The organism is Streptomyces sp. NPDC060028, from assembly GCF_042736725.1.
GTDB lineage: Bacteria > Actinomycetota > Actinomycetes > Streptomycetales > Streptomycetaceae > Streptomyces.
Genome location: NZ_JBHWVJ010000058.1, coordinates 25,465 through 47,908 on the forward strand (window position 1 = coordinate 25,465; position 22,444 = coordinate 47,908).

The 22,444-nt window shown below is 70.5% G+C and carries 22 protein-coding genes; 11 read left to right on the plus strand and 11 right to left on the minus strand.

What is annotated here, in order from left to right; genetic code table 11:
• Nucleotides 1–250: 250 nt before the first annotated feature.
• The 6 genes from ACFWBF_RS25600 to ACFWBF_RS25625 form a co-directional block, all read right to left on the minus strand.
• Nucleotides 251–541, minus strand: coding sequence for a MoaD/ThiS family protein (locus ACFWBF_RS25600; RefSeq protein WP_385605965.1), 291 nt, complete (start codon nt 539–541; stop codon nt 251–253).
• Complete coding sequence (locus ACFWBF_RS25605) at nt 538–1,377, minus strand: SDR family oxidoreductase (protein ID WP_385605967.1); 840 nt, start codon at nt 1,375–1,377, stop codon at nt 538–540. The genes ACFWBF_RS25600 and ACFWBF_RS25605 overlap by 4 nt, the downstream gene beginning before the upstream one ends.
• 37 nt (nt 1,378–1,414) lie before the next feature.
• A complete protein-coding gene (locus ACFWBF_RS25610; protein WP_385605969.1) occupies nt 1,415–2,095 on the minus strand; it encodes an FmdE family protein in 681 nt (226 codons plus the stop codon).
• Between the two features lie 83 nt (nt 2,096–2,178).
• Nucleotides 2,179–2,769: a hypothetical protein gene (locus ACFWBF_RS25615; RefSeq protein WP_385605971.1), complete on the minus strand. Its 591-nt coding sequence runs from the start codon at nt 2,767–2,769 to the stop codon at nt 2,179–2,181.
• Nucleotides 2,770–2,786: 17 nt separating this feature from the next.
• Nucleotides 2,787–4,445 carry an adenylosuccinate lyase family protein gene (locus ACFWBF_RS25620; protein WP_385605973.1) on the minus strand — a complete coding sequence of 553 codons (1,659 nt, stop codon included), beginning with the start codon at nt 4,443–4,445 and terminating at the stop codon, nt 2,787–2,789.
• The gene (locus ACFWBF_RS25625; RefSeq protein ID WP_385605975.1) at nt 4,442–5,662 is read right to left on the minus strand and encodes a Glu/Leu/Phe/Val dehydrogenase dimerization domain-containing protein; all 1,221 of its coding nucleotides are present in this window, start codon (nt 5,660–5,662) and stop codon (nt 4,442–4,444) included. The genes ACFWBF_RS25620 and ACFWBF_RS25625 overlap by 4 nt, the downstream gene beginning before the upstream one ends.
• Before the next feature lie 178 nt (nt 5,663–5,840).
• Here ACFWBF_RS25625 and ACFWBF_RS25630 point away from each other — a divergent pair, with 178 nt between their 5' ends.
• Entirely contained in the window at nt 5,841–6,302 is a 462-nt protein-coding gene (locus ACFWBF_RS25630) for a MarR family winged helix-turn-helix transcriptional regulator (RefSeq protein ID WP_385605977.1), read from the plus strand.
• Between the two features lie 210 nt (nt 6,303–6,512).
• On the opposite strand, the gene ACFWBF_RS25635 is transcribed toward ACFWBF_RS25630, so the two are convergent.
• Nucleotides 6,513–7,145, minus strand: coding sequence for a class I SAM-dependent methyltransferase (locus tag ACFWBF_RS25635; protein ID WP_385605979.1), 633 nt, complete (start codon nt 7,143–7,145; stop codon nt 6,513–6,515).
• Between the two features lie 248 nt (nt 7,146–7,393).
• On the opposite strand from ACFWBF_RS25635, the gene ACFWBF_RS25640 reads away from it, so the two are divergent.
• Both ACFWBF_RS25640 and ACFWBF_RS25645 read left to right on the plus strand, forming a co-directional pair.
• Nucleotides 7,394–8,668 (plus strand): HoxN/HupN/NixA family nickel/cobalt transporter, encoded by a 1,275-nt coding sequence (locus ACFWBF_RS25640; RefSeq protein WP_385605980.1) that lies wholly within the window; start codon nt 7,394–7,396, stop codon nt 8,666–8,668.
• 272 nt (nt 8,669–8,940) lie between these two features.
• Entirely contained in the window at nt 8,941–9,888 is a 948-nt protein-coding gene (locus tag ACFWBF_RS25645; protein WP_385605982.1) for an NmrA/HSCARG family protein, read from the plus strand.
• A 129-nt stretch (nt 9,889–10,017) separates the two neighbouring features.
• Here ACFWBF_RS25645 and ACFWBF_RS25650 read toward each other — a convergent pair whose 3' ends face one another.
• Nucleotides 10,018–10,431 carry a hypothetical protein gene (locus ACFWBF_RS25650; RefSeq protein ID WP_385605984.1) on the minus strand — a complete coding sequence of 138 codons (414 nt, stop codon included), beginning with the start codon at nt 10,429–10,431 and terminating at the stop codon, nt 10,018–10,020.
• Between the two features lie 870 nt (nt 10,432–11,301).
• Between ACFWBF_RS25650 and ACFWBF_RS25655 the strand changes: the two genes are divergently transcribed.
• The 6 genes from ACFWBF_RS25655 (at nt 11,302) to ACFWBF_RS25680 (ending at nt 16,405) form a co-directional block, all read left to right on the plus strand.
• A complete protein-coding gene (locus ACFWBF_RS25655; RefSeq protein WP_385605986.1) occupies nt 11,302–12,189 on the plus strand; it encodes a hypothetical protein in 888 nt (295 codons plus the stop codon).
• Between the two features lie 368 nt (nt 12,190–12,557).
• Nucleotides 12,558–12,752 (plus strand): hypothetical protein, encoded by a 195-nt coding sequence (locus ACFWBF_RS25660; protein WP_385605988.1) that lies wholly within the window; start codon nt 12,558–12,560, stop codon nt 12,750–12,752.
• A gap of 99 nt (nt 12,753–12,851) precedes the next feature.
• Nucleotides 12,852–13,721, plus strand: a complete 870-nt coding sequence (locus ACFWBF_RS25665) for a JmjC domain-containing protein (RefSeq protein WP_385605989.1) — start codon at nt 12,852–12,854, stop codon at nt 13,719–13,721.
• A gap of 24 nt (nt 13,722–13,745) precedes the next feature.
• On the plus strand, nt 13,746–14,609 hold the full coding sequence (locus tag ACFWBF_RS25670; RefSeq protein WP_385605991.1) for a JmjC domain-containing protein: 864 nt from the start codon (nt 13,746–13,748) through the stop codon (nt 14,607–14,609).
• Nucleotides 14,610–14,774: 165 nt separating this feature from the next.
• Nucleotides 14,775–15,836, plus strand: a complete 1,062-nt coding sequence (locus ACFWBF_RS25675) for a LuxR C-terminal-related transcriptional regulator (protein ID WP_385605993.1) — start codon at nt 14,775–14,777, stop codon at nt 15,834–15,836.
• A 137-nt stretch (nt 15,837–15,973) separates the two neighbouring features.
• The gene (locus ACFWBF_RS25680) at nt 15,974–16,405 is read left to right on the plus strand and encodes a hypothetical protein (RefSeq protein ID WP_385605995.1); all 432 of its coding nucleotides are present in this window, start codon (nt 15,974–15,976) and stop codon (nt 16,403–16,405) included.
• 15 nt (nt 16,406–16,420) lie between these two features.
• Here the strand turns inward: ACFWBF_RS25680 and ACFWBF_RS25685 are convergent, their stop codons facing one another.
• Nucleotides 16,421–16,609 carry a hypothetical protein gene (locus ACFWBF_RS25685; protein ID WP_385605997.1) on the minus strand — a complete coding sequence of 63 codons (189 nt, stop codon included), beginning with the start codon at nt 16,607–16,609 and terminating at the stop codon, nt 16,421–16,423.
• 209 nt (nt 16,610–16,818) lie between these two features.
• Complete coding sequence (locus ACFWBF_RS25690) at nt 16,819–17,046, minus strand: response regulator transcription factor (RefSeq protein WP_385605999.1); 228 nt, start codon at nt 17,044–17,046, stop codon at nt 16,819–16,821.
• Nucleotides 17,047–18,126: 1,080 nt separating this feature from the next.
• On the opposite strand from ACFWBF_RS25690, the gene ACFWBF_RS25695 reads away from it, so the two are divergent.
• Nucleotides 18,127–18,426, plus strand: coding sequence for an ATP-binding protein (locus ACFWBF_RS25695; RefSeq protein ID WP_385606001.1), 300 nt, complete (start codon nt 18,127–18,129; stop codon nt 18,424–18,426).
• A gap of 625 nt (nt 18,427–19,051) precedes the next feature.
• On the opposite strand, the gene ACFWBF_RS25700 is transcribed toward ACFWBF_RS25695, so the two are convergent.
• A complete protein-coding gene (locus ACFWBF_RS25700; RefSeq protein WP_385606003.1) occupies nt 19,052–20,563 on the minus strand; it encodes a restriction endonuclease in 1,512 nt (503 codons plus the stop codon).
• Between the two features lie 643 nt (nt 20,564–21,206).
• Here ACFWBF_RS25700 and ACFWBF_RS25705 point away from each other — a divergent pair.
• Nucleotides 21,207–21,356, plus strand: a complete 150-nt coding sequence (locus ACFWBF_RS25705) for a hypothetical protein (RefSeq protein ID WP_385606005.1) — start codon at nt 21,207–21,209, stop codon at nt 21,354–21,356.
• Nucleotides 21,357–22,444 lie beyond the last annotated feature (1,088 nt).

The window sequence follows — 22,444 nt, forward strand, 5'->3', positions numbered from 1 at the left end:
CGGACACCTCTGGCGGAAAAATGACGAGACGTCACATCCGGTGCCCCGCAGGGAAGTTCGAAAGGGAAACGGAAGGTGCGGACGGTGAGCGTCCGCCCCGCCCCGGATCAGCGCCGGACACGGGCGCCCGGCCCGGTTCCCCGGGCCCGCGCCCCGTCCCGGGCGTCAGCAGTGCGTCCCGCGCGTCCCAGGCCCTGGTCCGGTTGCGCAGCAGCAGCCCCGATGGGGTCCAGCCCAGCTCGGCCGGCCGTCAGCCGCCCGCGACCGCGGGGACGATCACCAGCTCGGACCCCGGCGGCACCGGGGCCGCGAGCCCGCCGCACCCCCGCACGTCCTCGTCGTCCACGTACAGGTTGACGAACCTGCGCAGCCTGCCCTCCTCGTCGACGACCCGGGCGAGGATCCCCGGATGGCCGGACTCCAGCGCGTTCAGCACACCCGCCACCGTCTGCGCGCCGACGCCTTCCACGGCGACCCGCACATCGCGGGCCCCGCCGGTGTACGTACGCAGGATGGTCGGAACACGGACGATGACACTCATCGCGAAGCCTCTCCGCAGCCGGGCAGGAAGTCGTGCAGGTGGTCCTTCAGGAACTCCTCGACGCCGCGCGGCGCCCGGTGCGCGATCCGCACCACGTCATCGCCGGACGGATCGCCCGCACCCGCCCGCAGCAGGGCGAACAGCGCGGCGCCGCCCTCGGCCTCCTCGCCCGCGCCGTGGCGCCGCGCCAGCCAGGGCGCCACCTCCTCGGGCAGCAGCTCCCTGCACCGCACCCGCCGGGCCGTCAGCCCCGACAGCAGCCCGGCGATGTCCCGGCAGGCGGTCGGAGCCGAGCCGCCGAGACGGTACGTACGGCCCTCGTGGCCGGGCTCGGTCAGCACCCGGGCGGCCACCTCGGCCACATCGCGGGCATCGACCATGCCGATGCCCCGGCCGCCCACCGGGTCGACCAGCACTCCGCGCTCCCGCACGTCCGCCGCCTGCTCGCCGATCAGCGACTGCATCAGCGGATCGGGCTGGAGAACCGTGTACGGCAACCCGCGGCGCAGCAGGTACTGATGGGTGATCCAGTCCCGCCGCGCCCCGGGCACCGGACTGTCCTGGCGCACCGCCGGACCCCAGGACGAGACCTTCACCAGGCGCGCCCCGACGTCGGCGGCCGCGTCCACCGCCGCGTTCTGCGCCGCGACCTGGCCCGGCGTGTGAGGGGTGAGCAGCAGCACCGCCTCGCAGCCCTCGGCGGCCGCCCGCAGCGCCCCCGCGTCACCCTCATCGCCGGGCTCCGCCAGCGCGACCACCTCCGCGCCCCGCTCCCGCAGCGCGGCGGTGGTCAGCCGTCCCACCGCACCCGCGGCGCCGATCACCAGCACAGGCATGGCGGCCCCTCCTTCCCCTCCTTCCTCGCAGCGGCGGTCAGTGCTTCTGGCCGTGCTCGTGGCCGTGCTTGTGGCTGTGCGGGTGGTGGCCGTGGTCGCCGTGCCCCTCCGGCAGCACCCCGCCGTGCGCGGCGAGATGGCAGGACGGGCACACCATCCGGCCGCGGTGGTCGTGCAGGGTCTCCACACTGGTCGGCTCGCCGCAGTCCACGCAGAGGTCCACGCGTGCCAGGTGCTTGGGGCTCGGCGCCTGCTTCTCCACCCGCTCGACGACGAGGATCTCCCCGTCCGGCACGGTCAGCAGCCCGGCGATCCGCTCGGCCTGCGCCTGGGCGAACTTCGCCTCGTCCTCGGCGGTCGCCGTGCCGTCCTCGATGCGGGAGGCCAGCGCCCAGATCTCCTCGGTCCGGTAGACGATGCTGTCGGCCTTGGCACGGATCTGCACGCCCGAGGCGCCTCCGCGCTCCCAGAAGGTGAACACGTTGCGGCCGGCATCCTCGTGGATCAGGTTGCGCTTGCCGTACGTACACCCGGTCAGCACCTGCAGGGCGTCCACCGCGCAGGCGTCGGTCTCCGTCACGAGGACGAGATCGCCGCTGGCCTCCTTCAGGCCGAGCTCGGCCATCGCGGCCTCGGCGGCCCGCACGCCGAAGGCCACCCCGGGGCACTCGTGCTGGTGGAATCGGATGACGTCGTTGTACGCCTGGGTACGGTCCATGATGACCTCTCGTTCGGTTGGTGACGGCCGGTGGTGACGGCCGGTGGTGACGGCCGGTGTGAGGGAAGGCGGGGGAACGCGGTTCAGGCGCGGACGGCGCCGCGACCCGCAAGCGCCGGCACGACGCGGATCGGGGCCCGGCGCCCGTTGTCGCCCTCGAAGTAGGCGCGCAGCGTGGGACGGTGCAGGTCGACGACGGAGAGGATCAGCGTCCACTGGCCGGACCCGCCGGCCAGCATCCGGTCGAGCTCGGTGCAGCTGTCGCGCAGCGGGTCGTCCGGCCAGGGCACCCGGTGGGTGTGGTAGTTGCCGAAGAGCACCCAGCCCGAGGCGTCGCAGGCCCGCTCGATCTCCATCAGCTCCCGCGGGTCCGCCACCCAGCCGCGCTGCTCGTTGGGGGTTTCCGAGGGGATGGCGAAGGCGTCGACCACGTCGTCCATCCCGCCCCGGTGCCGCTGGTCGTGCCGCAGGTTGGAGATCAGCGGGAAGACCGCGCCGACCTCGATCCCCGTCTCCGTCGGACGCCCGGCGATCATCCCGAAGGCCTTGCGCTCCTCGGTTTCGCCCTCCAGGTAATGCCCGGTCAGCTTGCGCACGGCATGCGCGACGAGACTCGCGTACAGCGGCCGCATGAAGACGATCTCGGCCGCCTCGGAAAGCTCCGCCGTAGACACCCCACCCCCCGCGCCCCTCACCGCACTCCCCGCCCACCCGCACCGAACCCGCCACCCGAGCCACCATCCACACCGGCCCCGACGCCAACCCCCGAGCCCGCTCCGGCGCCCGAGCCTTCGGCAGCGCCCGTACCGACGGCAGCGCCCGCGCCGGTGCCCGCGGCACCTACGCCCGTGCCCGCGGCGGCGGTACCCGCGCCGCTCCCCCCACCCCCGGGAGGGAGCCACGCCCGGGCCCGGTCCACCGCCCGTCCGGCCAGTGCCACCGACTGCCCCAGATACGCGGCCGGGTCGAAGATGGAGTCGAGCTCGCCCTCACCGATCGGCGCACCGCCGAGCGCGTCCTTGCCCGCCATCGCGCGCAGCGAGTCCCCGTTCTGCCGCGCCGCCTGCGCGAGCTCGTAGACGTACTCGTGCGCGGTCTGCTTGCCGATGTACTTGCCGATCGCGAGCATCAGCTTCTCGGTGGCTATCTGCTCCGCGACCTCGCGGACGTTGTCCCGCAGCCGCTCCGGCCGTACCGCCAGACCGTCCACCACGTGCGCCACGATCTCGCACGCCGACAGCGCGTAGTGCGACACGTCCGGCACGCACGCCCACTCGATCCGCAGCGTCCGCGAGTCCCGCTCGTGGTCGCCGCCCATGCAGGCGAACGCGTTGGCCACCTGCGCGGCCGCCAGCCGGGCCATCACCACGGCCTGCTCGCACCCCTCCGGGTTGCGCTTGTGCGGCATGGTGCTGGAGCCCACTTGGCCGTGCCGCCAGCCGAGTTCCAGCTCACCGAACTCCGGCCGGGACAGGATCCGCACCTCGTCGCCGATCCGGCCCATCGTGCCCGCCACCATCGCGACGGTGGACACGTACTCCACCACCCGGTCGCGCGAGACGTGCCACCCCACGTCCGGCTCCGCGAGCCCGAGCCGGCGGGCGAACGCCGCCAGCAGCGGCAGCGCCTGCTCCCCGAAGCCGGCCATGGTGCCCACCCCGCCGAAGAGCTGGGCCGCCAGCACCCGGCCGCGCAGCCCCTCGATCCGCTCCAGGTGGCGCACCAGCTCGTCGATCCAGCTGCCGATCTTCACCCCGAAGCCCATCGGAAGGGCCGGCTGCGCGTGGGTGCGCCCCAGCGCCACCGTGCCCGCGTGCTCCCGCGCCAGCGCGGACAGCGCGCCGACGATGCCGCGCAGCCGCGCGTCCATCTCGTCCAGGACATCGCGCATCTCCAGTGCCTGCGCGGTGTCCTGGATGTCCTGCGTGGTCGCGCCGTAGTGCACGAACTCCCCGGCGTCGCCCTCGCAGGCGGCCTGGAAGACCCGCAGGAACCCGACCAGCGAGTGGCTGCTGCTGCGGATCCCCGCGCGCACCGCGGCGAGGTCCAACTGCTCCACCCGGGCCGTCCGCGCGATCACGGCGGCAGCCTCGGCGGGGATGATGCCCAGCTCCGCCTGGCTCAGGGCCAGCGCGGCCTCGACGTCCAGCCAGCGCTGGTAGCGACATCGGTCGCAGAAGATCCGGTGGCTGGCCTCGGTGCTGTACCGGTGGCCGTAGAAGGCCGAGTCGGTGATGTGGCTGCGCGCGTGCGCGCAGTCCCGCGCTCCCGGGTCCAGCTCCGGGTCGGCGGTCGGGTCGGCGGTCGGGTCGGGTCTCCTGTCGGGTGCGGTCGCTCCGGACGCGCTCATCGGCTTCCCCTCTCGGTTCGCTGTGCCGTGCTGCCCGGCCTCGCCGCCCGGTTCCCCCGCGGGCGGCGGACCTCGCGGTACGGGCTGAATCCGTACGGGCGTTCCTGTGGCCGGACCATCGCCGCCGAGGCGATGTCCTGGGCGATGCGGCGCGGCGCGACGCCGAGGTCGCGCGCCCCGGTGAGGACGTCCCCGACGAGCTCGCGCATCATCGACGCGAGCGTCTCCAGCACCTCCTGCGGCGCGGGCGTCCGGCCGGGCCCGAACAGTGCCTCCATGGAGGCGGAGCCGCCGATGCCGCCGATGAAGTCCGGGACCACCACGACTCCGCGGTCCGTCAGGAGCTGCTCGGCCGTGTCGCTGAGACCGCAGTTGGCTCCGACCACGACGACCGGCACCGGCAGCAGCGCGGCCTGCTCGGGAGTCAGCGCGTCCTGGCCGCCGGCCAGGACCAGGACGTCGGCCGGCATGTCGAAGAGCGCGTCTCCCGGCAGCCGCAGCGGGGAGCCGAGCAGGCTCGGTACGGACCGGCGCTGGTCGATGCTGAGCATGTGCCCGATGTCCAGTCCGCGCGGGTCCACCAGGCAGCCGTGCTCGTCGGCCACCGCGGTGATCCGCACCCCCTCCTCCAGCAGCGCCAGGGCGCAGGCGCGACCCAGATTGCCGAAGCCCTGGAGGGTGACGCTCAGCTGGCCGGGGCGCAGGTCCGCCGAGGCGGCGAGCGCGGCGTGGGCGAGCGCGTGCCCCGCCCGCCGCTGGCCCACCGTCAGGGCGCCGACCGGCGCGTCCAGCAGGCCCATCCGGGCCCGGAACTCCTCGTCCGGTAACTGCTGTGCCGCGCGGATCGCGACCTTCACCGAGCCGATGCCCAGCGCGCCCGCGATGCCCTCCAGCTCGTCGAAGCGGGTCCCCATGTCGCACCCCATGCTGAAGCGGGTGCGCAGCTCGTCCTGGAGGAACTCCACGAAGCGCCGGAGCACCGGCAGCCGCTGCGGGCCGTTCGGGTCGTAGGCGATGCCGCACTTGGCGCCGTCGACGTTGATGCCGAGCACGCGCTGCTTGAGCGTCATGCGGCTGGAGAGTGTGTGCAGGGTTTCGACGGTGAGCCCGGCCTGCATCCGGCAGCCGCCGGCGGCCAGTCGGCAGTCGGTGCCGTCGTAGACGAGATATCCGGGGCAGTGCTCGACCGGATCTGAATATTCGATGACGCGGACCATCACGCCCCCTGTTTGATGGCTTGACTTGATCCGAGCAAAATTGATTATCTGTGCATGTGACAATCAGTACGACTGTCAGAAATGAAGCATGTCTGAGCGCCTGTCAGGCCGTCAAGGCTTCGCGAAAGACCGGTCGTATCCTTGACGTTCGTGGCGAGAGGAAAGCAGAAACTTGACCGTGAGCAAGGAACTGGACAGTGAGAGCCAACCCCTCTTCGAGGGGTTGCGCGGGTGGCACGGCTTCCTTCTGCGCAAGGCGAGCCAGCTGGTCACCGAGCAGGCTGAACAGGCGCTTTCGCAGCTGGGCCTGACCATGCGCCAGTTCGGAGTGCTCAATGTGGTGGAAGCCGAGCCCGGCCTCAACCAGCGCACCGTGGGCGCCAAACTGCGTATCGACCGGACCACGATCGTCGCCCTGGTCGACGAGCTCGAACAGGCCGGTCTGCTGGAGCGCCGACGAGGCTCCGACCGGCGCACTTTCGCCCTGTACCTGACCGAACGGGGCGCCGAGTCGCTCCAGGAGGCGGGCGAGGTGATGACCAAGGTCCATGAGGAGTTCCTCGACCCGCTCTCGAGCGAGGAACGAGATCTCCTGAGGGGCCTCCTCGTCCGCCTGGCCGTCCACCAGCCACCCGAATAGCCCCCGCCCGAGCCGCCCGGCGTCCCCAGCCGCCCCACCGGCCCCGGCAGGCCAGGCGTCCCACCTGGCCCAACGACCCCAGCTGACCCGACGCCTCCAGCCGACCCACCGGCTCCACCTGCCACAACGGCCCCCATCACCCACCGGCCCCCACGACCCACTGGCCCCAGCCGACCCACCGGCCCCCGCGGCCCCGCCCGGCAGACAGCCCTAGGGCCCGGCGGGCCGGCGGGCCCGCACGACGGTCGCGAACGACAGCCTCACCCCCGTACCGGTCCCCACCGTGTGCTCCACCCGCTCCGCCCGCTCGACCGTCAGCCCCGCGAGCTCGCCCACCAGGACCTCAGGGGCATAGGCCTGCTCCGGATCGGACGGCCCGCCCACCCCCCGGCCCACATTGTCGGCGTGGTGGCCCACCACCACGATCCGGCCGCCCGGCGCGAGCGAGCGCGCCGCGCCGGCCAGCAGCGCCGCACGCCCGCCGGACTCCGGGTGGACGTAAGCCAGCAGGATCAGTCCGTAGGCGCTCGACGGAGACTGATGATCCGTCAGATCAGCTTGCACGGTTCGTACGTCCAGCCCTTCCTGCCCGGCCAGTTCCCGGGTCCGGGCCAGCGCCGCGGCGGAGAAGTCCACCGCCGTCACCGCCCATCCCCGCCGTGCCAGCCACAGGGCGTGCCGCCCCGCCCCGGCCCCGAGATCGAGCGCCGTACCCCCGCCCGCCCCGGGGGCCCCGGGTTCCAGGGGTTCGAGCTCCTCGACGACCAGGGGGTGCGGCTGGTGCGTCCAGCCGAGGTCGCCGTGGGTGTAGCGGCGGTCCCAGTACTCAGCGGAAAGCGTCATGATCTGCCTTCGTCCCTCAGCGCGTTGAAGCGGGAGAACGGCTCGCGCCGTAGCCCACACGATGCCCATCGCCGCTCTATCGGCGCTTGACCGATACTTCTTGACAGTGTCGCGGATCGTCACGGATGCTGCCGATTGCCTTCACGCAAGGACTACGCAAGAGCGCCTGCACGGCAATCAGGCCGGTCGGCGAGGAGTCGGCCGCCCGGCGAGCGCCGCGGCCGTGATCCTGGGAAGTGTGTGCTGTCATGACGCCAACCAGAGCAAAGCGGCTCAGAGAGTCGTTCGACCGCAAGGAACTCGCCCGGGTGGGCGTCCTGTTAGGGGTCGTGGCGGCCCTGCACATCATCGGCTTCGGCCTGTTCATCCACTACAACGGCATCCAGAAGTACCACACCATCTCCGACTCCCACGGCACCCTCCTCTACGCCGGCGCCGCGGGCCTCGCGTACGTCTTCGGCCTGCGCCACGCCTTCGACGCCGACCACATCTCCGCCATCGACGACACCACCCGCCTGCTCCTGCAGAAGGGCAAGAAGCCGCTCGGTGTCGGACTCGCCTTCTCCCTGGGCCACTCGACGGTGGTCATGGCCATGTGCGTCGGCGTGGCCTTCGCGGCCAACGCCGCCGTCAACTTCGAGGACAGCTTCGCCAGCACCGGCGGCCTCATCGGCACCCTGGTCTCCGGCACCTTCCTCTACATCGTGGCCGCGTTCAACTTCGTCATCCTGGCCGGCATCTGGAAGGTCTGGCGCCAGGTCAAGAGCGGCCGGTACGAGGAACAGCACCTCGAGGAGCTGCTCGCCTCGCGCGGGTTCATGAACCGCATCTTCAAGGGGCGCTACAACAAGTTCATCAACAACTCCTGGCAGATGTACCCCGTCGGCATCCTCTTCGGCCTCGGCTTCGACACCGCCACCGAAGTGGCCCTGCTCGGCATCTCGGCCTCCGCCGCGGCCGGCGCCGGCGTCGCCGGAGTCACCCTCCCGCCGCTGGCGATCATCGCCCTGCCGTTCATCTTCGCGGCCGGCATGTCCCTGATGGACACCATCGACGGCATCTTCATGTCGAAGGCCTACGCCTGGGCCTTCGGCAATCCGGTGCGGAAGATCTACTACAACATCACCACCACCGGAATGTCGATCTTCGTCGCCTTCGTCGTAGGCACCCTCGAACTCTCCGGCGTCCTCACGGACAAGCTCGGCGTCGCCGACAAGAAGCCCTGGAGCACCTTCAACGCGCTCGACCTCAACAAGATCGGCTTCTTCATCGTCGGCATCTTCCTCGCCACCTGGCTGGGCAGCGTGCTCTGGTGGAAGATCCGCCGCCTGGAGGAGCGCTACACCCCCGCCATGGGCGCCGGCGCCGCGGTCTCCGCCCTCGACCAGGTCACCATCGACCCCACCACCCTCACCCCCGAACGCCTGGCCGCCATCCGCCAGGCCATCCACCACGAACTCCACCACCACGGCCTGCACCACCAGCACGCCCGCACCCGCCAGGACGAACGCGCCCCCGCCTGACAGCGCGAAACGGCCGGTGCCCCTGTGGGGGCACCGGCCATCCGAGGAGCGTCAGGACCACCTCACCGAGGCCTGCGCCACCGCGACCACCACCCTCGACCCCGCAGAAATCCGCCTCCCCCGCTGACCCCCGCGCGAGCGGTACGCCCATCCGGGGCGGGCCCGGCGTGTACCGCCGCCCGGCATCGGCCCGCGGCCGTAGGTTTCGCAGCGGATACGCCTGGCCGCCTGGCCGCCTGGCCGTACAGCGAACAAGGAAGCGGGTGCCGGCGATGACCGAGCAGCGAACCGTCACCGTCTTCGGCGCGACGGGACACCAGGGAGGCTCCCTCGTACGGGCGATCCTCGCGGACCCGGGCAGCGGCTTCGCGGCCCGCGCGGTCACCCGCCACCCGGACTCGGACCCGGCCCAGGAACTGCGACGGCTCGGCGCCGAGGTGGTCCGGGCCGACCTGGACGACGAGGAAAGCCTGGTCGCGGCCCTCGAAGGCGCCTACGGGGCGTACCTGGTGACCAACTTCTGGGAAGACATGGACGCGGAGCACGAGAAGGCCCAGGCAGCGTCCCTGGCCCGGGCCGCCGGTCACACGGGTGTGCAGCACGCGATCTGGTCCACCCTCGAAGACACCCGCGACTGCATCCCGCTCGACGACGACCGGATGCCCACGCTCCAGGGCTCCTACAAGGTCCCGCACTTCGACGGCAAGGCCGAAGCCGACCAGTACTTCACCGATGCCGGCGTACCGACCACCTTCCTGCGCACCACCTTCTACTGGGAGAACCTGTTCGGCACGTTCGCCCCCCAGCGCGCCGAGGACGGCACCCTCGAGCTGAACTTCCCCATGGGCGACAGCATGTTCTCCGGCATCGCCGTCGAAGACATCGGCAAGACCGCCCTCGCCATCCTCAAGCGCGGCACCGACTTCATCCCCGCCACCATCAGCATCGCCGGCGAACACCTGCCCGTCGCCGACATGGCAAGGGCCCTCTCCGAGGCACTGGGCCAACCCGTGCGCTACCGCCCGCTGACCCCGGACGCCTTCCGAGCCCTCGGCTTCCCCGGCGCCGACGAGGTCGGCAACATGTTCCAGTTCTACGCCGACTGCGCACCCCGCTTCACCGCCGCCCGCGACCTCGAAGCCATCCGCACCCTCAACCCGGCCCTCCAGAACTTCTCCACCTGGCTGACCAAGAACCGGGCCAACTTCCCCCAGCCCTGACCGAGGCCCCCGACAACGCCTCACAGACCCTGCACCGCCCCCTGTCCGCCGGACTTTGGACGAGATTGGCTGGTCAGGCGATGACACGGGCCGTTCCAGAACGGCCCGCGCATGGGTTGCTCTGTCTACTTATGCGGGTGGGGCGAGCATGCGTTCGGTGCCGAGGTTGTTCATGCGAGTGTCCTGGTACATGGTGGTCTCGCCGTCGCTCCAGGTCTTGTTGGGGCCGTGGATGGGCTGCTCTGCGCCCAGGCCGCCGGTTGTGGTGCCGACGTAGTTGTTGAGTGCGCCGCTGGTCCAGCGGACCATGAGATCCCATTTCTGGTTCCCGGAGAACTGTCCGGAGGTCAGCAGGGTGGCGTCCTTCCAGGTGCTGTTGGGGTCCCTGAGCTTGTATTCCTGGCCGAGGGTGCCGGCGCTCACGTTGGTGTAGAGGGTGAGTTCTCCGTCGGACCAGCGGACCATGAGGTCGAATTCACCGGTGCCGGTGAAGTCTCCGGCGGTGATGGTGGCGACGGGCTTCCAGGCCGGGTTGGGTGCCATGAGCTGGCGTTCGCGGCGGAAGCCGCCGTTGCCGTCGCCGGGGTAGAGGAACGTTGTCGTTGCCGCCGCCGTTGTATCCGCCGATGTTGTCGACCACCTGGCCGGTGCGGGCCGCTGCTTTGTATCCCGTGATCCCCGGGCTGCCGGAGACGCCGCCGTAGTAGCCGCCGCACTCCATCATCTGACGGAACCCGTACAGCCGGGTCATGGGGACGTCGCACCTGATGGCCTGGTGCTTGCCGTTGACCGAACCGCCGGACGGGTATCCGACCACCGTCACGTTGTGCTCGTACGTCGTCGTGGTGGTGAAGGTGAGGGCTCCCGTGACGTTATCGGGCAGTCCCTTGTCGTTCGCGGTCACCGTGACGAAGGCGAAGCCCAGGTCGGACAGGGGGCCCTGGGTGGCTTTGGTACGGGGGTACCGAGGGTCTCTGTAGACGTCCGAGACAGGGAAGACTCCGGCTGGCTGCGCGGCTGCGGACTTGCCGTGGCGGTACTGGGCACGAAGATTCGGTGGGTCGCGCCGGCCAGGCCGTTTGCGCAGTGGCCCGCGGTGAGGACAAGATTCTTGCCCTTGCTGCGGACGACACTGCCGGTGCAGTACGTGTCGCCGCCGGAGGCGGCGGGGGCGAAACCATTGCCACGCTCCGCGTCGACGGGGGTGGCCTGGGCCATGAGCGACTGACGGGGGGACCGGCCGTGGCGGTATGGGTATCGGCAGCGGCGAGTAGAACCGCGCTGACGCCGAGAGCGAGCGGGGTTAACCATCTGGTCAAGGGACTGCTTCCTGAGCGGGATGTGATCGTCAGTTCGACGAGGAGGCAGGGTGTGCAGGGGCTTGAAGATCGTCAATGAAAAAGAAGGGTTTAAATGAGGATAGAAACGACGAGGATCGGTGCCGCCGGACTGCTGGCGCTGCTGTTGGCATCCGGAGCGGGTAGCGCGTTAGCGGCCCCGGCCGAGGGCCCGCCCCGGCCACTGCCCACCAGTGCGGAGCTGTCCGTCAGGCCGGGGGAGCGGGTCATCGTGACGACCGAGGCCCAGAGGTCCGGGGACGCTTTCAGCGGCGTCCGGGTGGCCTCGCCTGCCTTCGCCGCCGACGGCACCTTCCGTATGGACAACCTCCTCCTCAATGCGGTGGCGACGGTCTCCTGCACGGCCGAGCCGGGTTCCTACGAAGTGCGGTTCGGCTCGTCCAGGAGCGAGGACATCGGTGTGGAGGTCGACCGACTGTGGGGCAGGGTCCGGGTGGAGCCGGCCGATGCGGCGGAGCGGGCGGAGTGCGCGCGGCAAGTAGCCGCACGGCCGCCGGAGTCCATGGAAGAAAACTACCCCGCAGGCACTGAATGGCCGGCGTCCCCCTGGGACGTCCGCTCCGTGCAGCCCGGCGGGGAACTCCATGCCGAGGACGGGCTGGAGATGGGCAACGACGGCATGGTCGAGCTGTCGTCCCCAGGGTTCACGCGGCCGGTGGTGATGCACGGAGACAGGCATGTGAGCGCCACGGTCCGCATCCGGTGTGACGCCCAGCCCGGCCTCTACGTCGTGCATTGGAACGAGAAGGGCAGGCCCGCCAAGGAATGGGCCCGCTACCGGGTAACCGCACCCCCCGCCGACTGCCGCGAACCCGCGCCCAGCCCTCAGGCCGGTGAAGCGGCATCCCCGGTCCGCTGGTTCCTCGAGGTCGCTGCCGCCCTGGCTGCCGCGGGCGTCGGAACCTGGATCTGGCTGCGGCTCCGCCGCAAGACCCGCCGCTGAGGCCGGCGCGCAGTACCAGCAAGGCTCTGCGCCCGGCGGCGTGGCCTGGCCCGTGTCGCGTTGTGGGCTGCGCGGGAGGCCGCGAAGCAGTACGGAGCCCGTACGGCGTGGGGCAAGCCGTGGCCGACCGGGGCCGTATGGCGTGCTGGCTGCGCCTGGTGGGGTGGTTTTCGGTCGGCCTGGTTGTTGAGGCCGGGCCTGATTGCTGTTGGCGGGTGGGGCGTTCAGGGTGGGGAGCGGTGTCACGGGGACGCGGGACACGGGAGTGCGGGAGCGGGAAAATGTCACTGTCGGTGAGGGCGCGGGGCGGACAGGATTGAGATCAGTCAAGGGGAAACGCCCCGGGACATGAACTCACCGGAGTTGACATGGACTTCTCGCAGAACACCGACGCTTCCGCCAAGTCGGGTCTGAGCCTCTCCCGCAAGGCCGCGCTGGGTGTGGCGGCCGCCGCGGTCGTCAGTGGGGCGCTGTTCGCGCCGGCCGCGTTCGCCGCCGAGGCCGCGCCGTCGGGCAGCGCCGTGGTGGCCGGGTGCGCGGAGTGCTACCCCGACGTCATCTGATCCCGCCGACCGACCGACCGTCTGCTGCTGCCGGGGCCCGTCCACCACACACATGGGGTGGCGGGCCCGGCAGCCGGGCCAGAGCAAGGAGAGTGAGCCGTGGACTGGCTCGAACGCTGTGTGACCGACACGGATCGCTTCCTGCGTACGCAGTGGCGCCGGGGGCCCGCTCTGCTGCGCCCGGCCGATCCGCCGACGGAGGTTCTCGGGCTCGCCGATCTGGACGAGCTGCTGGATTCGGGCACCTTGAAGGTGCCGTACGCCGGGCTGTTCACCATGGCGGGCGCGGTGCCTGAGGCGGCCTACTGCCCGCCTCGGGTGGTGGCCGGCCGCTACCTGGAGGGGTGGCTCGACGCGGAGCGGGTGCGTGCCCTGATCCGCGATGAGCAGGCCACCCTGCAGCTGCGCTACGTCAACCACTGGTATCCGCCGGTGCGCGAACTCACCGCGGGACTGGCACGAGAGCTCGACCGGCTCGTCGAGGCGTTCCTCTTCTATTCGCAGCCCGGGCGCTTCGGTGCGGTGCACCGCGACGACGGCGACATCCTCGTGCTCCAGCTCAGCGGGGCCAAGCACTGGAAGGTCTACGGGGGGCCGGCGGACGGCCACTGGCAGCCCGTGCGGGAGGACGACCCGGGTGAGGTGTTGCTGGACACCGTCGTACGGCCGGGCGAGGTGTTGTACGTGCCCAACGGGTACGCCCATACCGCCCAGGCCACGGCGGACGGTCCCTCGCTGCACCTGACGATCGTGCTGCGCGAGGCCGGGGCCGACCACCTGCGGGCCCAGCTGCGGTCCTTCCTCGCCGAGGGCCTCGCCCTGCCCGCCCGTCCCCTGGGCGAGGACGACCTGACGGCGACGGCCGCCGCCCTGCTGGCCCACGTACGCGACCGGCTCGATGCCGCCGATGCCCCTTCCCTCGTGCACAGCGCCCGCCTGCACGCCTACAGCAGCCGCCCCACGGCCTGAGCGAGAGTGAGAGTGAGACCGACGATGGACTGGCTGACCCGATGTGTGGGCGACGAGCAGGAGTTCTTCGCCGCGCACTGGCGCCGCGCACCGGCTGTGCTGCGTCCCGAGTGCCCCCCGGTGGACGTGATCGCCGCCGCCGAGACCGATGCTCTTCTGGATGCGGGACTGCTGAAGGTTCCCTACATCGGGCTGGTCCATGCGGACAGCCACGTGCCCGTCGAGCGGTTCTGCACCCCGCGGGTGGTGCTCGGTGAGCTCGTCGAGGACTACGCGGACGGGGACCTCGTACGGCGCCTGGTCGAGGAGGAGCGGGCCACCGTGCTCCTGCGGTACGTCGACCAGTGGCACCAAGGCGTGCGGGCGCTGTGCGCGGGGCTCGGCGAGCAACTCGGCCGGCAGGTGGAGGCGTTCTTCTTCCGTACCCCGGCCGGCACCCAGGGCCGCCCCCTGCACCGCGACGACGCCGACGTCCTCGCGATCCAGATCAGCGGCGAGAAGCGCTGGCAGATTTACGCCGGACCGCGCGACGGCAACTGGGAGCCGGCCCGGGAGGACGGCGACCCGGGTGAGGTGCTCCTGGAGACCGTGCTGCGGCCGGGCGAGGTGCTGTACGTACCGCGGGGGTTCGCGCACCGCGCCGATGCGGTGGGGGACGCGCCGTCCGCGCACCTGTCGCTGACCGTGCGCGAGGCGGGCACCGCGAACCTGTACGCCCTGTTGCAGGCCGTCCTCGCCGACGGGGCGCACATCCCGGGGCGGCCGCTGGACGACCGGGAGCTGACCGAGGCCGCCGCGACGCTGATCGGGCACCAGCGCCGCGCGGTGGACGCGCTGTCTCCCCGGACCCTGGTCGCTCTCGCCCGTGACGCCATGCGTGGTGTGTGACGTCTCCTCGTACCCCCTGTGGATGGATGCGGACAGCCCCCGATGCCTTGTGCACGGGGGCTGTCCGGCTGCCGTGCGGTGATCTCTTCTGCCTATTCTTGGCCCGGGCATGCGATGCGCCGGCGGCCGGCACGACCCGTCGGGCCGGCGGCGAAGGGGCAAGGGGTGGCAGTGCAGGGGGAATCGGGACCGTTGGACGCGGCTCGGGGGCTGGGGGAGATCGACCTGGCCGTGTACGGCTGGGTGCTGGAGCAGCGTACGGGCGAGGCCGAAGCCGTTGCCGAGGGTGTCGGGATCACCGCCGGCCAGGCCGGGGCGAGCCTGGAGCGGCTGCAGCGGGCCCGGCTGCTGCACGCGCAGAGCGGTCCCGGCGGATCGCAGGCAGTGTTCGCGGTCGCACCCGAGACGGCGCTGGCGCAGCTCGCCGCACCCGTGGAGGCGCGGATACGGGAGCAGCAGGCCGGGCTCGCCGGGATGCGCCAGGACCTCGGCCCGTTCGTCGCCCGCTACCACCAGCGGCGCGCGCGCGGCGAGGGGTTGGAGCTCCTGGAAAACGTGCAGGACGTCCGCACCACCCTCAACCAGGCCTCGGACCGCTGCCGCAGGGAGGTCCTGACCAGCCAGCCCGGGGGCGGGGCGCGGGTCCCGGAGGCGATGCAGGAGGCGCTGGTGCGGGACCGGGCGATGTTGGCCCGCGGGATCCGGCTGCGCACGCTCTACCACCACACGGCCCGTTTCAACGGGCCCAGCCAAGCGTACGTGGCCGCCGCGTCGGCGCTGGGCGGCCAGTACCGCACCGCGCACGAGCTGTTCGGCCGGCTCATCGTGTTCGACCGCGAGGTGGCCTTCATCCCGGTCAGGGACGACAGCTGGGGCGCCGTCGTCATACGGGAGCCGTCCACGGTCGCCTATCTCTGTGAGATCTTCGAGCAGACCTGGGACCGGGCCACACCGTTCGCCGACGCCGCCGACCAGGGGCTCGAAGTGGTCTCCCGGGAGATCCACGAGACGATCGTGCGGCTGCTCGCGGCCGGGCTCAAGGACGAGGCCATCGCCCGGCGGCTCGGGATGTCGCTGCGTACGGCACGCCGTCACATCGCCGACATCATGGAAGAGCTGGGCGCCGCCAGCCGCTTCCAGGCGGGTGCCCACGCGGCTGCTCAGGGGCTGCTGGCGGCAGGCGACGGCTGCGAGGGGCAGCCGCCGTCCGGAGCGAACGCGGGCTGAGGACCGCCGTCGCGTCGCGTGTTCTCGGGAGCGGACTTTCGCGGCTGGTCGGTGGGCGCGAGGTGCCCGATGCTGGTCGTAGGCCCGGGCAGGACGTCTGACGGGCGGGCGTTGGGAACGAGAAGCGGGGGCGGGGCATGGACGGCGGCAAGACCATGGCGCCCTGGGCGGCGGCGCAGAGCGCCGCCCATCTCACCGAGCTGGTGCTGTTCTTGTCGGTCCATCTGGACCGGGCGCCGGGCGTGCTGTGGCCCGAGTACGAGCATCCGGCCCTGGGCGCCCCGGAGTGGTCGCAGGTGCTCGACGGACTGGCCCTCGAACTCGGCCCGGGTGCAGGCCTGGTGGCCCGGAGCGGCGGGACGGGCAATCCCGCCGCGCACCGGGTGGTCCATCAGGTCGAGGGGGCGGGGACGTGGCGCCTGTCCGGTGACCGGGGCGGCGCGGGCACGGACGGCTTCCGGTGCCGGCTGCGCTCGGGGGAGGTGCTGTACATCCCGGCCCGTTGGTCCTGGTCGGTGGAGCTGACGCCCGCAGGACGGTACGTGCTCACCGATCTGGCGCCGGTCTAGCTTTCGAGGCGGGGATCAGCCGCCCCAGGAGGTGTCGCACGGCTCCATCCGGCCATCGCCGGCCGCCTGGAAGTCCGTCCCGGTCGACTGGAGCACGATGTGACCGCATTCGATCTCGTCGGCGTACGCGGGGGAAGCGGGCTGCAAGGCCAGCAGGGCGGCGGTGGCGACGGCGGTGAGGAGCAGGGCGAGGCGCTTCGGCATGGTTTCCCCAGGGACATGGCGGGGCCCGCCCGCTGAGCGGGCCCGGTGCGGTGTGTGGTGCGGAGGCGGTGCGTGGACAACACTGGCGCAGCCCGGCGGCGTACGTACGGGAGCGGGCCCTTCACCAACATGCGTGACCGCAAAGTGAAGGGTGCTCAGATTCCCGCAAATGCCAGCAGAGCAGGCCAAACTCAAGGGCCTGGTGGGGCTCAGGAGACGTAACCGCGCTGGAGCGCGAAAACCGCGAGCTGGGTGCGGTTGGCCGTGCCGGTCTTGTCGCGCAGCCGGCGCAGGTGCGTGTCGACGGTGTGCGGGCTGATGCCCAGCCTCCGGCCGATGCAGCAGTACGTCTCGCCGCCCGCGAGCAGAGCCAGGACCTGGCGCTCGCGGGGCGTCAGGGTGGGCTCGCAGACGGCGGCCTTCAGGGTGTCCGGCATGGCTGGCTCCTCCTCGTCGACGGGGGTCCGCAGACGAGCCCTCGGGCCCGTCCGGAACACCTCTCACCCTGGAGCAGCCCGGGCCCCCACGGCGATGGCGAAACACCTCAGCAAACTGCGTGGCAGCAAAGCGAGGAGTCGACAAACCCCCCAAACCAGACAGGACCGCACAGCTGCTCCAACACGGACGACTGCCCGGTCCTCGACGCAACAGGCCGATGCACCGGCCGTGCCCATCTGCTTGGTCCGCCTCAAGGCGATCACGTCTCGGTCAACACGATCCAGGAGGAGACCCCGTCTATGGCGGAACCACACCTGGGAGGCCGATCACCTCCGGGCGCCGCTTCTAGTGGACGCGGACGGGGACCTGGTGCGCTCATGGGCGACATGGTTCATCGAACCGCGACGAAGACGGTCACCGGTACCGCGGTCACCCCCGGTTGTCCGTCAGGGCCTCGATCCTGGCGGCTCTGTACGCCGCGGTGCTGCGCACCGGTCCGTATGGTCCGGCGGGTGGGGTGCCGGAGCATGTGCGTGTCGACCGCGGGAGGCATTTCCTGTCGAAGGCGGTCTTGGGCGCGCGCTCGGCGTATCGGAGGCGAAGGACCTGCCCGCCTACAGCCCCATCTGAAGGGCAAGGCGGAGAACCTCAACCGACCCGCCGACCGGATGCTCTTCGCCGCCCTGCGCCGCACCCGCAGCACGGGCCCGCCGCTTGCGCAAGGACGCGAAGAAGGCCGAGGCACTGCGCCGGCAGCGCTTCGCCCCGGCCACCACCCCCCACGACACCACAGCGCCTGGGCGCCGTCACGGCGGCCGAAGCCGACCGCGAACTTGCCGCGGACGATCACAGCGACCTGACCGCCCTCACCCTGCCCGACCTCGCCCCGCCCGCGCCGCCACCCCCGGACCCGAACACCCCGGCCTCTCCGGCGCGCCGCCAACGCCGAGACCGCAGCGCCGGAGAGGACGAGCGATGACCGGCCAGCTGCCGCCGCGGGAGACCGACCACTACGTCACGACCCGCGCGCTCTGGCCGCTCGGGCGAACATCACCGACACGATCGAGGCCAGGGCGCGGATGTGCCTCCACGGCCCAGCCGGCGTCGGCAAGACACTCGCCGTCAACGTCTGCCTGCGCGAGCTCGAGCGCGCCCGGGGCGACGAAGTCTGCCGCATCACCTTCCGCGCCCGCCCCACCGCCCGCGCGGTACGTCACGAGCTCTTCGCTCCGCTCGTCTGCCGGGCGAACCCCCGCGTCACCCATCCGAGTTCGATCGTCTGCTTCTGGGCTCTCTCGCAGCCCGCCTCGTACGCGCTGGTCGTGGACGAAGCACAGTGGCTCACTCGAGAGACGTTCGAATACTTCCGGTTCGTCTGAGACCACCCATACCCGCAGATCCTGATCATCTTCGCCGGCGGCGAGGGCGCACACACCGTGTTGCGGAAGGCGCCGATGCTCTCCTCTCGCATCTTCATCTGGCAGCACATCACCAAGCTCACCCTGGAGGAAGTTCAGCAGGTCATCCCGCTCTACCACCCAATCTGGGCGAAGACCGTCCCGTGGACGTCGCGTTCGCCGACCGCCACGCAGCGCACAGCAACTTCCGGACCTGGGCCCGGCTCACAGCCCACATGCTGACCGGGCTTGAACGGGCAGGCCGAGACCACCCCGCTGGGCATTCAGCAGGCTGGGCGGCCGATACCCCAGCAAGCGTGCAGCGGGCACCGCGTGATGGCGCTCAGGTTGCTCGGGTGCTGCTCAGTTTCACTGGTCTGCGAGTGATATTCGGCGTCGGTTCTTCAGTGGTTCGGTGTTTCGTTTTCAGTAGATTTTGGGCGCTGTGACGTGCAGGTTTGTGGTGATGCGGTTCCTGTTCTGAAGGTTCGGCGTTGATTTGTCGCTGAAGAGTGCTGCCGAACCTGGGGTGGAGCTGGCGCCGAGTCTGTAGGCATGGACCGGTATGTGCGGAGCGTGTTGGGGCGGTCTTCTTGTTGGTCCTGTGTTAGATGAGGTCTCGTGTTGCCCAGCCGGGTGGGAGCTTGGGGAGTCCGATGAGGGCGTCGATGTCGAGGTATTCGAGGAGGAGTGCCTTGAGGTGTCGGCCGTCGATGAGTTCCAGTCGGTGGCGCGGAGCGAAGTCGTGACTGGCTTTGCCGAACCAGGCGGTGGTGACGACGATGCCCTTGGAAGCGACTTTGTCGTTGACCATGGCGGCGTGTGCGCGGACGGTTTCAGCCGGTACGACGTTCTTGGTGCGTTTGGCTTGGATGATGCAGAGGCCGCCGACCAGGGGTTCCTCGCTGATGGCGACTGCGTCGATTCCGTCGTCGCGTGAGGCCTGGGTGACCCAGGACTTGAGTCCCCTCGCCTCGAACAGACGCCGGATGAGGTGTTCGAATTCGATGGGGTCGAGTGCGAGCAGGTCGGGTCGGCTGTCAAGGCCGGCGACCACGTCGTGTTCGGGTGCGAGTTTGAATTTGGCTAGGTCGAACGTGACTACTGGCCGGACGGGTTCCAGGTCGTAGGGGTGTTGGGAGACGATGGCGTTGAGGTAGTGCAGGGTCTGTACGGGGTCGAGTTCTGGTTCGTCCAGGACGAGTTCCTCGAAGGTGTTCCGCTCCGCACGCAGGCTGACCAGGCAGGGCCGGATGGCCTTTCCTGTGGCCCGGTCCTTGGCGTTGACATGCCCGTTGAAGGCCACGACGTCGACCAGTGCAGGTGGTGTCACGGCGAGGGCTTCGTCGATGGCGCGGAGTGCGAGTCTGGCGACGAGGTCCCTGTACATGGCCTTGGTTTCGGCGTCTTTCCGAGGCTGGGGGACGACCGCGGGCGGAGGCGAACCCTTGTATCGGTAATGCATGGCCACCGGTACTGCCACCTGGCTGGGGAGCTCGACATCCAGCACGAGCTCTTGTGATTCGGGTGTGAACGCCGTACGCCACGTGCCGCGAAGTCCGTTGGGGTAGCTGACCTGACCGAGTGCGGCTTCGACGTGGCCAGTCATCGCGTCGATGCCCTTGCTGAGGAAGGCCTGTTCTACCGGCAGGCGGTGAGCGTGCAGTCCTGTCGTTCTGCCAGTGAGCACGGCGTTCAGGCGCTCGACCTGCTCCTCGACTTCGGCTGTCTTGGCTGCGGCTTCACGGCGCAGGTCCTCGCTCAGCTGCTGGCTTGCTCGCCGGTCGGCCTCGGCCTTCTCACGCGCCGCGGCCTTCTTCTTCTGCTCGGCCGCCTTCGTCCGGGCTGTTTCACGCTTCTCCAGGTCCCGGACGATCTGATCGGCCTTGCGTGCCTCCTCGGTACGCGCCCTCTCGTTCTGCTTCTTGGCCCGTACCCAGGCCTGCGCCTGCTCCCGCTCTCTCCGCGCGTCCTCCCTGGCCTGCCGGGCCGCTTCCCGTTCCTCAGCGCGCGCCTGCCGTAGCCGCTCTGCTTCTGCCTGCTTCGCTGCTGCCTTGGCCTTTTGGGCGTCGCGGTACGCCTGCATGAGCTGAGACGCCAGCGACTTCCTTCGCGCCATGGTTCCCCTTTGTAGCCCCGTCTGCAGGCAAGAGCTGCCCCGTGGGCTACTGCATCAATCCGGGCGGTCCGCCTGAGCCGGGCACCTCCGTTCGGATGATGCTGCGCGGCGTGTCTGTATGAGGTGGGCAGGGGCGGACAAGCGTCTTCGCGGGGAGTGTGTCTGGGAGTGGTGCACATGGCCAGGGAGGTCTCGACGTCGGGGACGTGGTGATGCCGCTTGCTGGGGGGACATGAGGCGGCTGTTGCCCGTCTGCTGTCGTTGGATTCCCGGGGCGAGCTGTCTTCGGGGCATGTGCGGTTGGTGGCTTCGGTGTCTGGGGTGTCGGAGCGGACGGTGTGGAGCTGGCTGTCGCGGGGCCCCGTGAGGGACGGATGGGTCCGCGCCCGCGTTCGAGGTTCGTGGTGACGCGTGAGATACGGCAGCAGCTGGCCGTGTGGGGCGGGGATGTGTCAGCGGTGCACCGTGAAGCTCGTGGCCCGCGCCGTGCGGGATCCGTCGTTGGGTCCGGTGCCGTCGTTGTCGGTGTTCCATCAAGGACGTTGCGGAGGAGCGGCTGGCGTTCTTCGCGCTGGAGGATGACGGCCAGCTGCGGAAGATCACGACGAACGGGATTTCGTGGCGGCCTATATCGCGCCCCTGGATGGCCGGGCATGTCGGCACGAAGATCCGGCTGCGGTATCTGCCGCACTACGACGGGCGGATCGAGGTGTTCTCTACCGAGGGGGGGGCTGGCATCTGCGCAGCGCGTATCTGGCGGAGGCGGCGACGGTGGAGCAGCGTCGTGCGCTGAGTTCGGTCAGGGAGAAGAAGGCCCGGCAGTTGAAGGCGGATCTGAAGGCGCCGGAGAGGTTGCGCAAGGCCCGCTACACGGCCACGACCACGGCTGCCCTGCCCCGTCTGTGGCGCACGGTGACTTCCTCTCAGGCCGAGGCGGAGATCGCCCGAGCCAGGCGAGGATTTGGCGGCCCGCGCTCTGCCCGACTTGATCCCTCCCCGCGAGCCCCCGGGCCTCCTGGGCCCGTCCGATTGTCCGCCCTCGCAGGGTGGCCGACTCGCAGACGGACGCCGGGCAGGCAACCGCCGACGGGCCGCCTGGAGCGGCTGATGTATGTGACGACAGCGGGGAGTGCGATGGTGGAGGCGTCCAGATCCAGCCTCTATCCGGAATCCAGAATGAGTCACAATCCGCTAGGCGAGTGTGGTGTCATCTGCGTCGACGCCCCCTTCCGGAGGCTTGCCGGTCTGGGGAAGCCTGCCGTGGAGGTAGGGGTACGATCGTGGTTTCGTTTGCTGTGTTGTGGGTTGGGGGATCTGTGCAAACGGGTGGGGTTGGCGTTGCGGCTGATCGGGAGTGGGTCATCCAGAACGCGAAGGGCAAGAAGTTTGTGTATGACTCGGCGACTGAGGCTTTTGAGGAGCTGCACGAGTACGGGGAGGGCGCAGCGGTGCTGACTCGGCTCGTGTACCGGGGTTTGTTCCGTACGAAGCCGGTGGAGGACTGGCAGCCGGTAGAGCCGCCTGCAGCTTGACCTCTGACGCTGCACCACTTCCGGGCTTTGCTGCCAGCTTGACCCCGCGTCAGCGGGGTCTGTCTCGGAGGGAGAAGCCTGAAAGGCCCGGCGGGGGAGCGGAGCGGACCCGCTTGTCTGTAGGCCGCGCAGCGGCCGCAGGACATGGCCGCAGTGAAGCGCCGACCCAACGTACCGAAGGCACGGACCGAGTGAAACGAGGTCAGCTCCGGTGAAGCGAAGCGGAACCGGAGCCAGTCCGAAGCGAAGCGTAGGACACCGGCCCGAAGGGCCGGCCCTGGGCCGCGAAGCGGCCCCCACCGAGCGAAGCGAGGTGGTTCGTTGGCACAGCGCGCAGCGCTGTGGGACC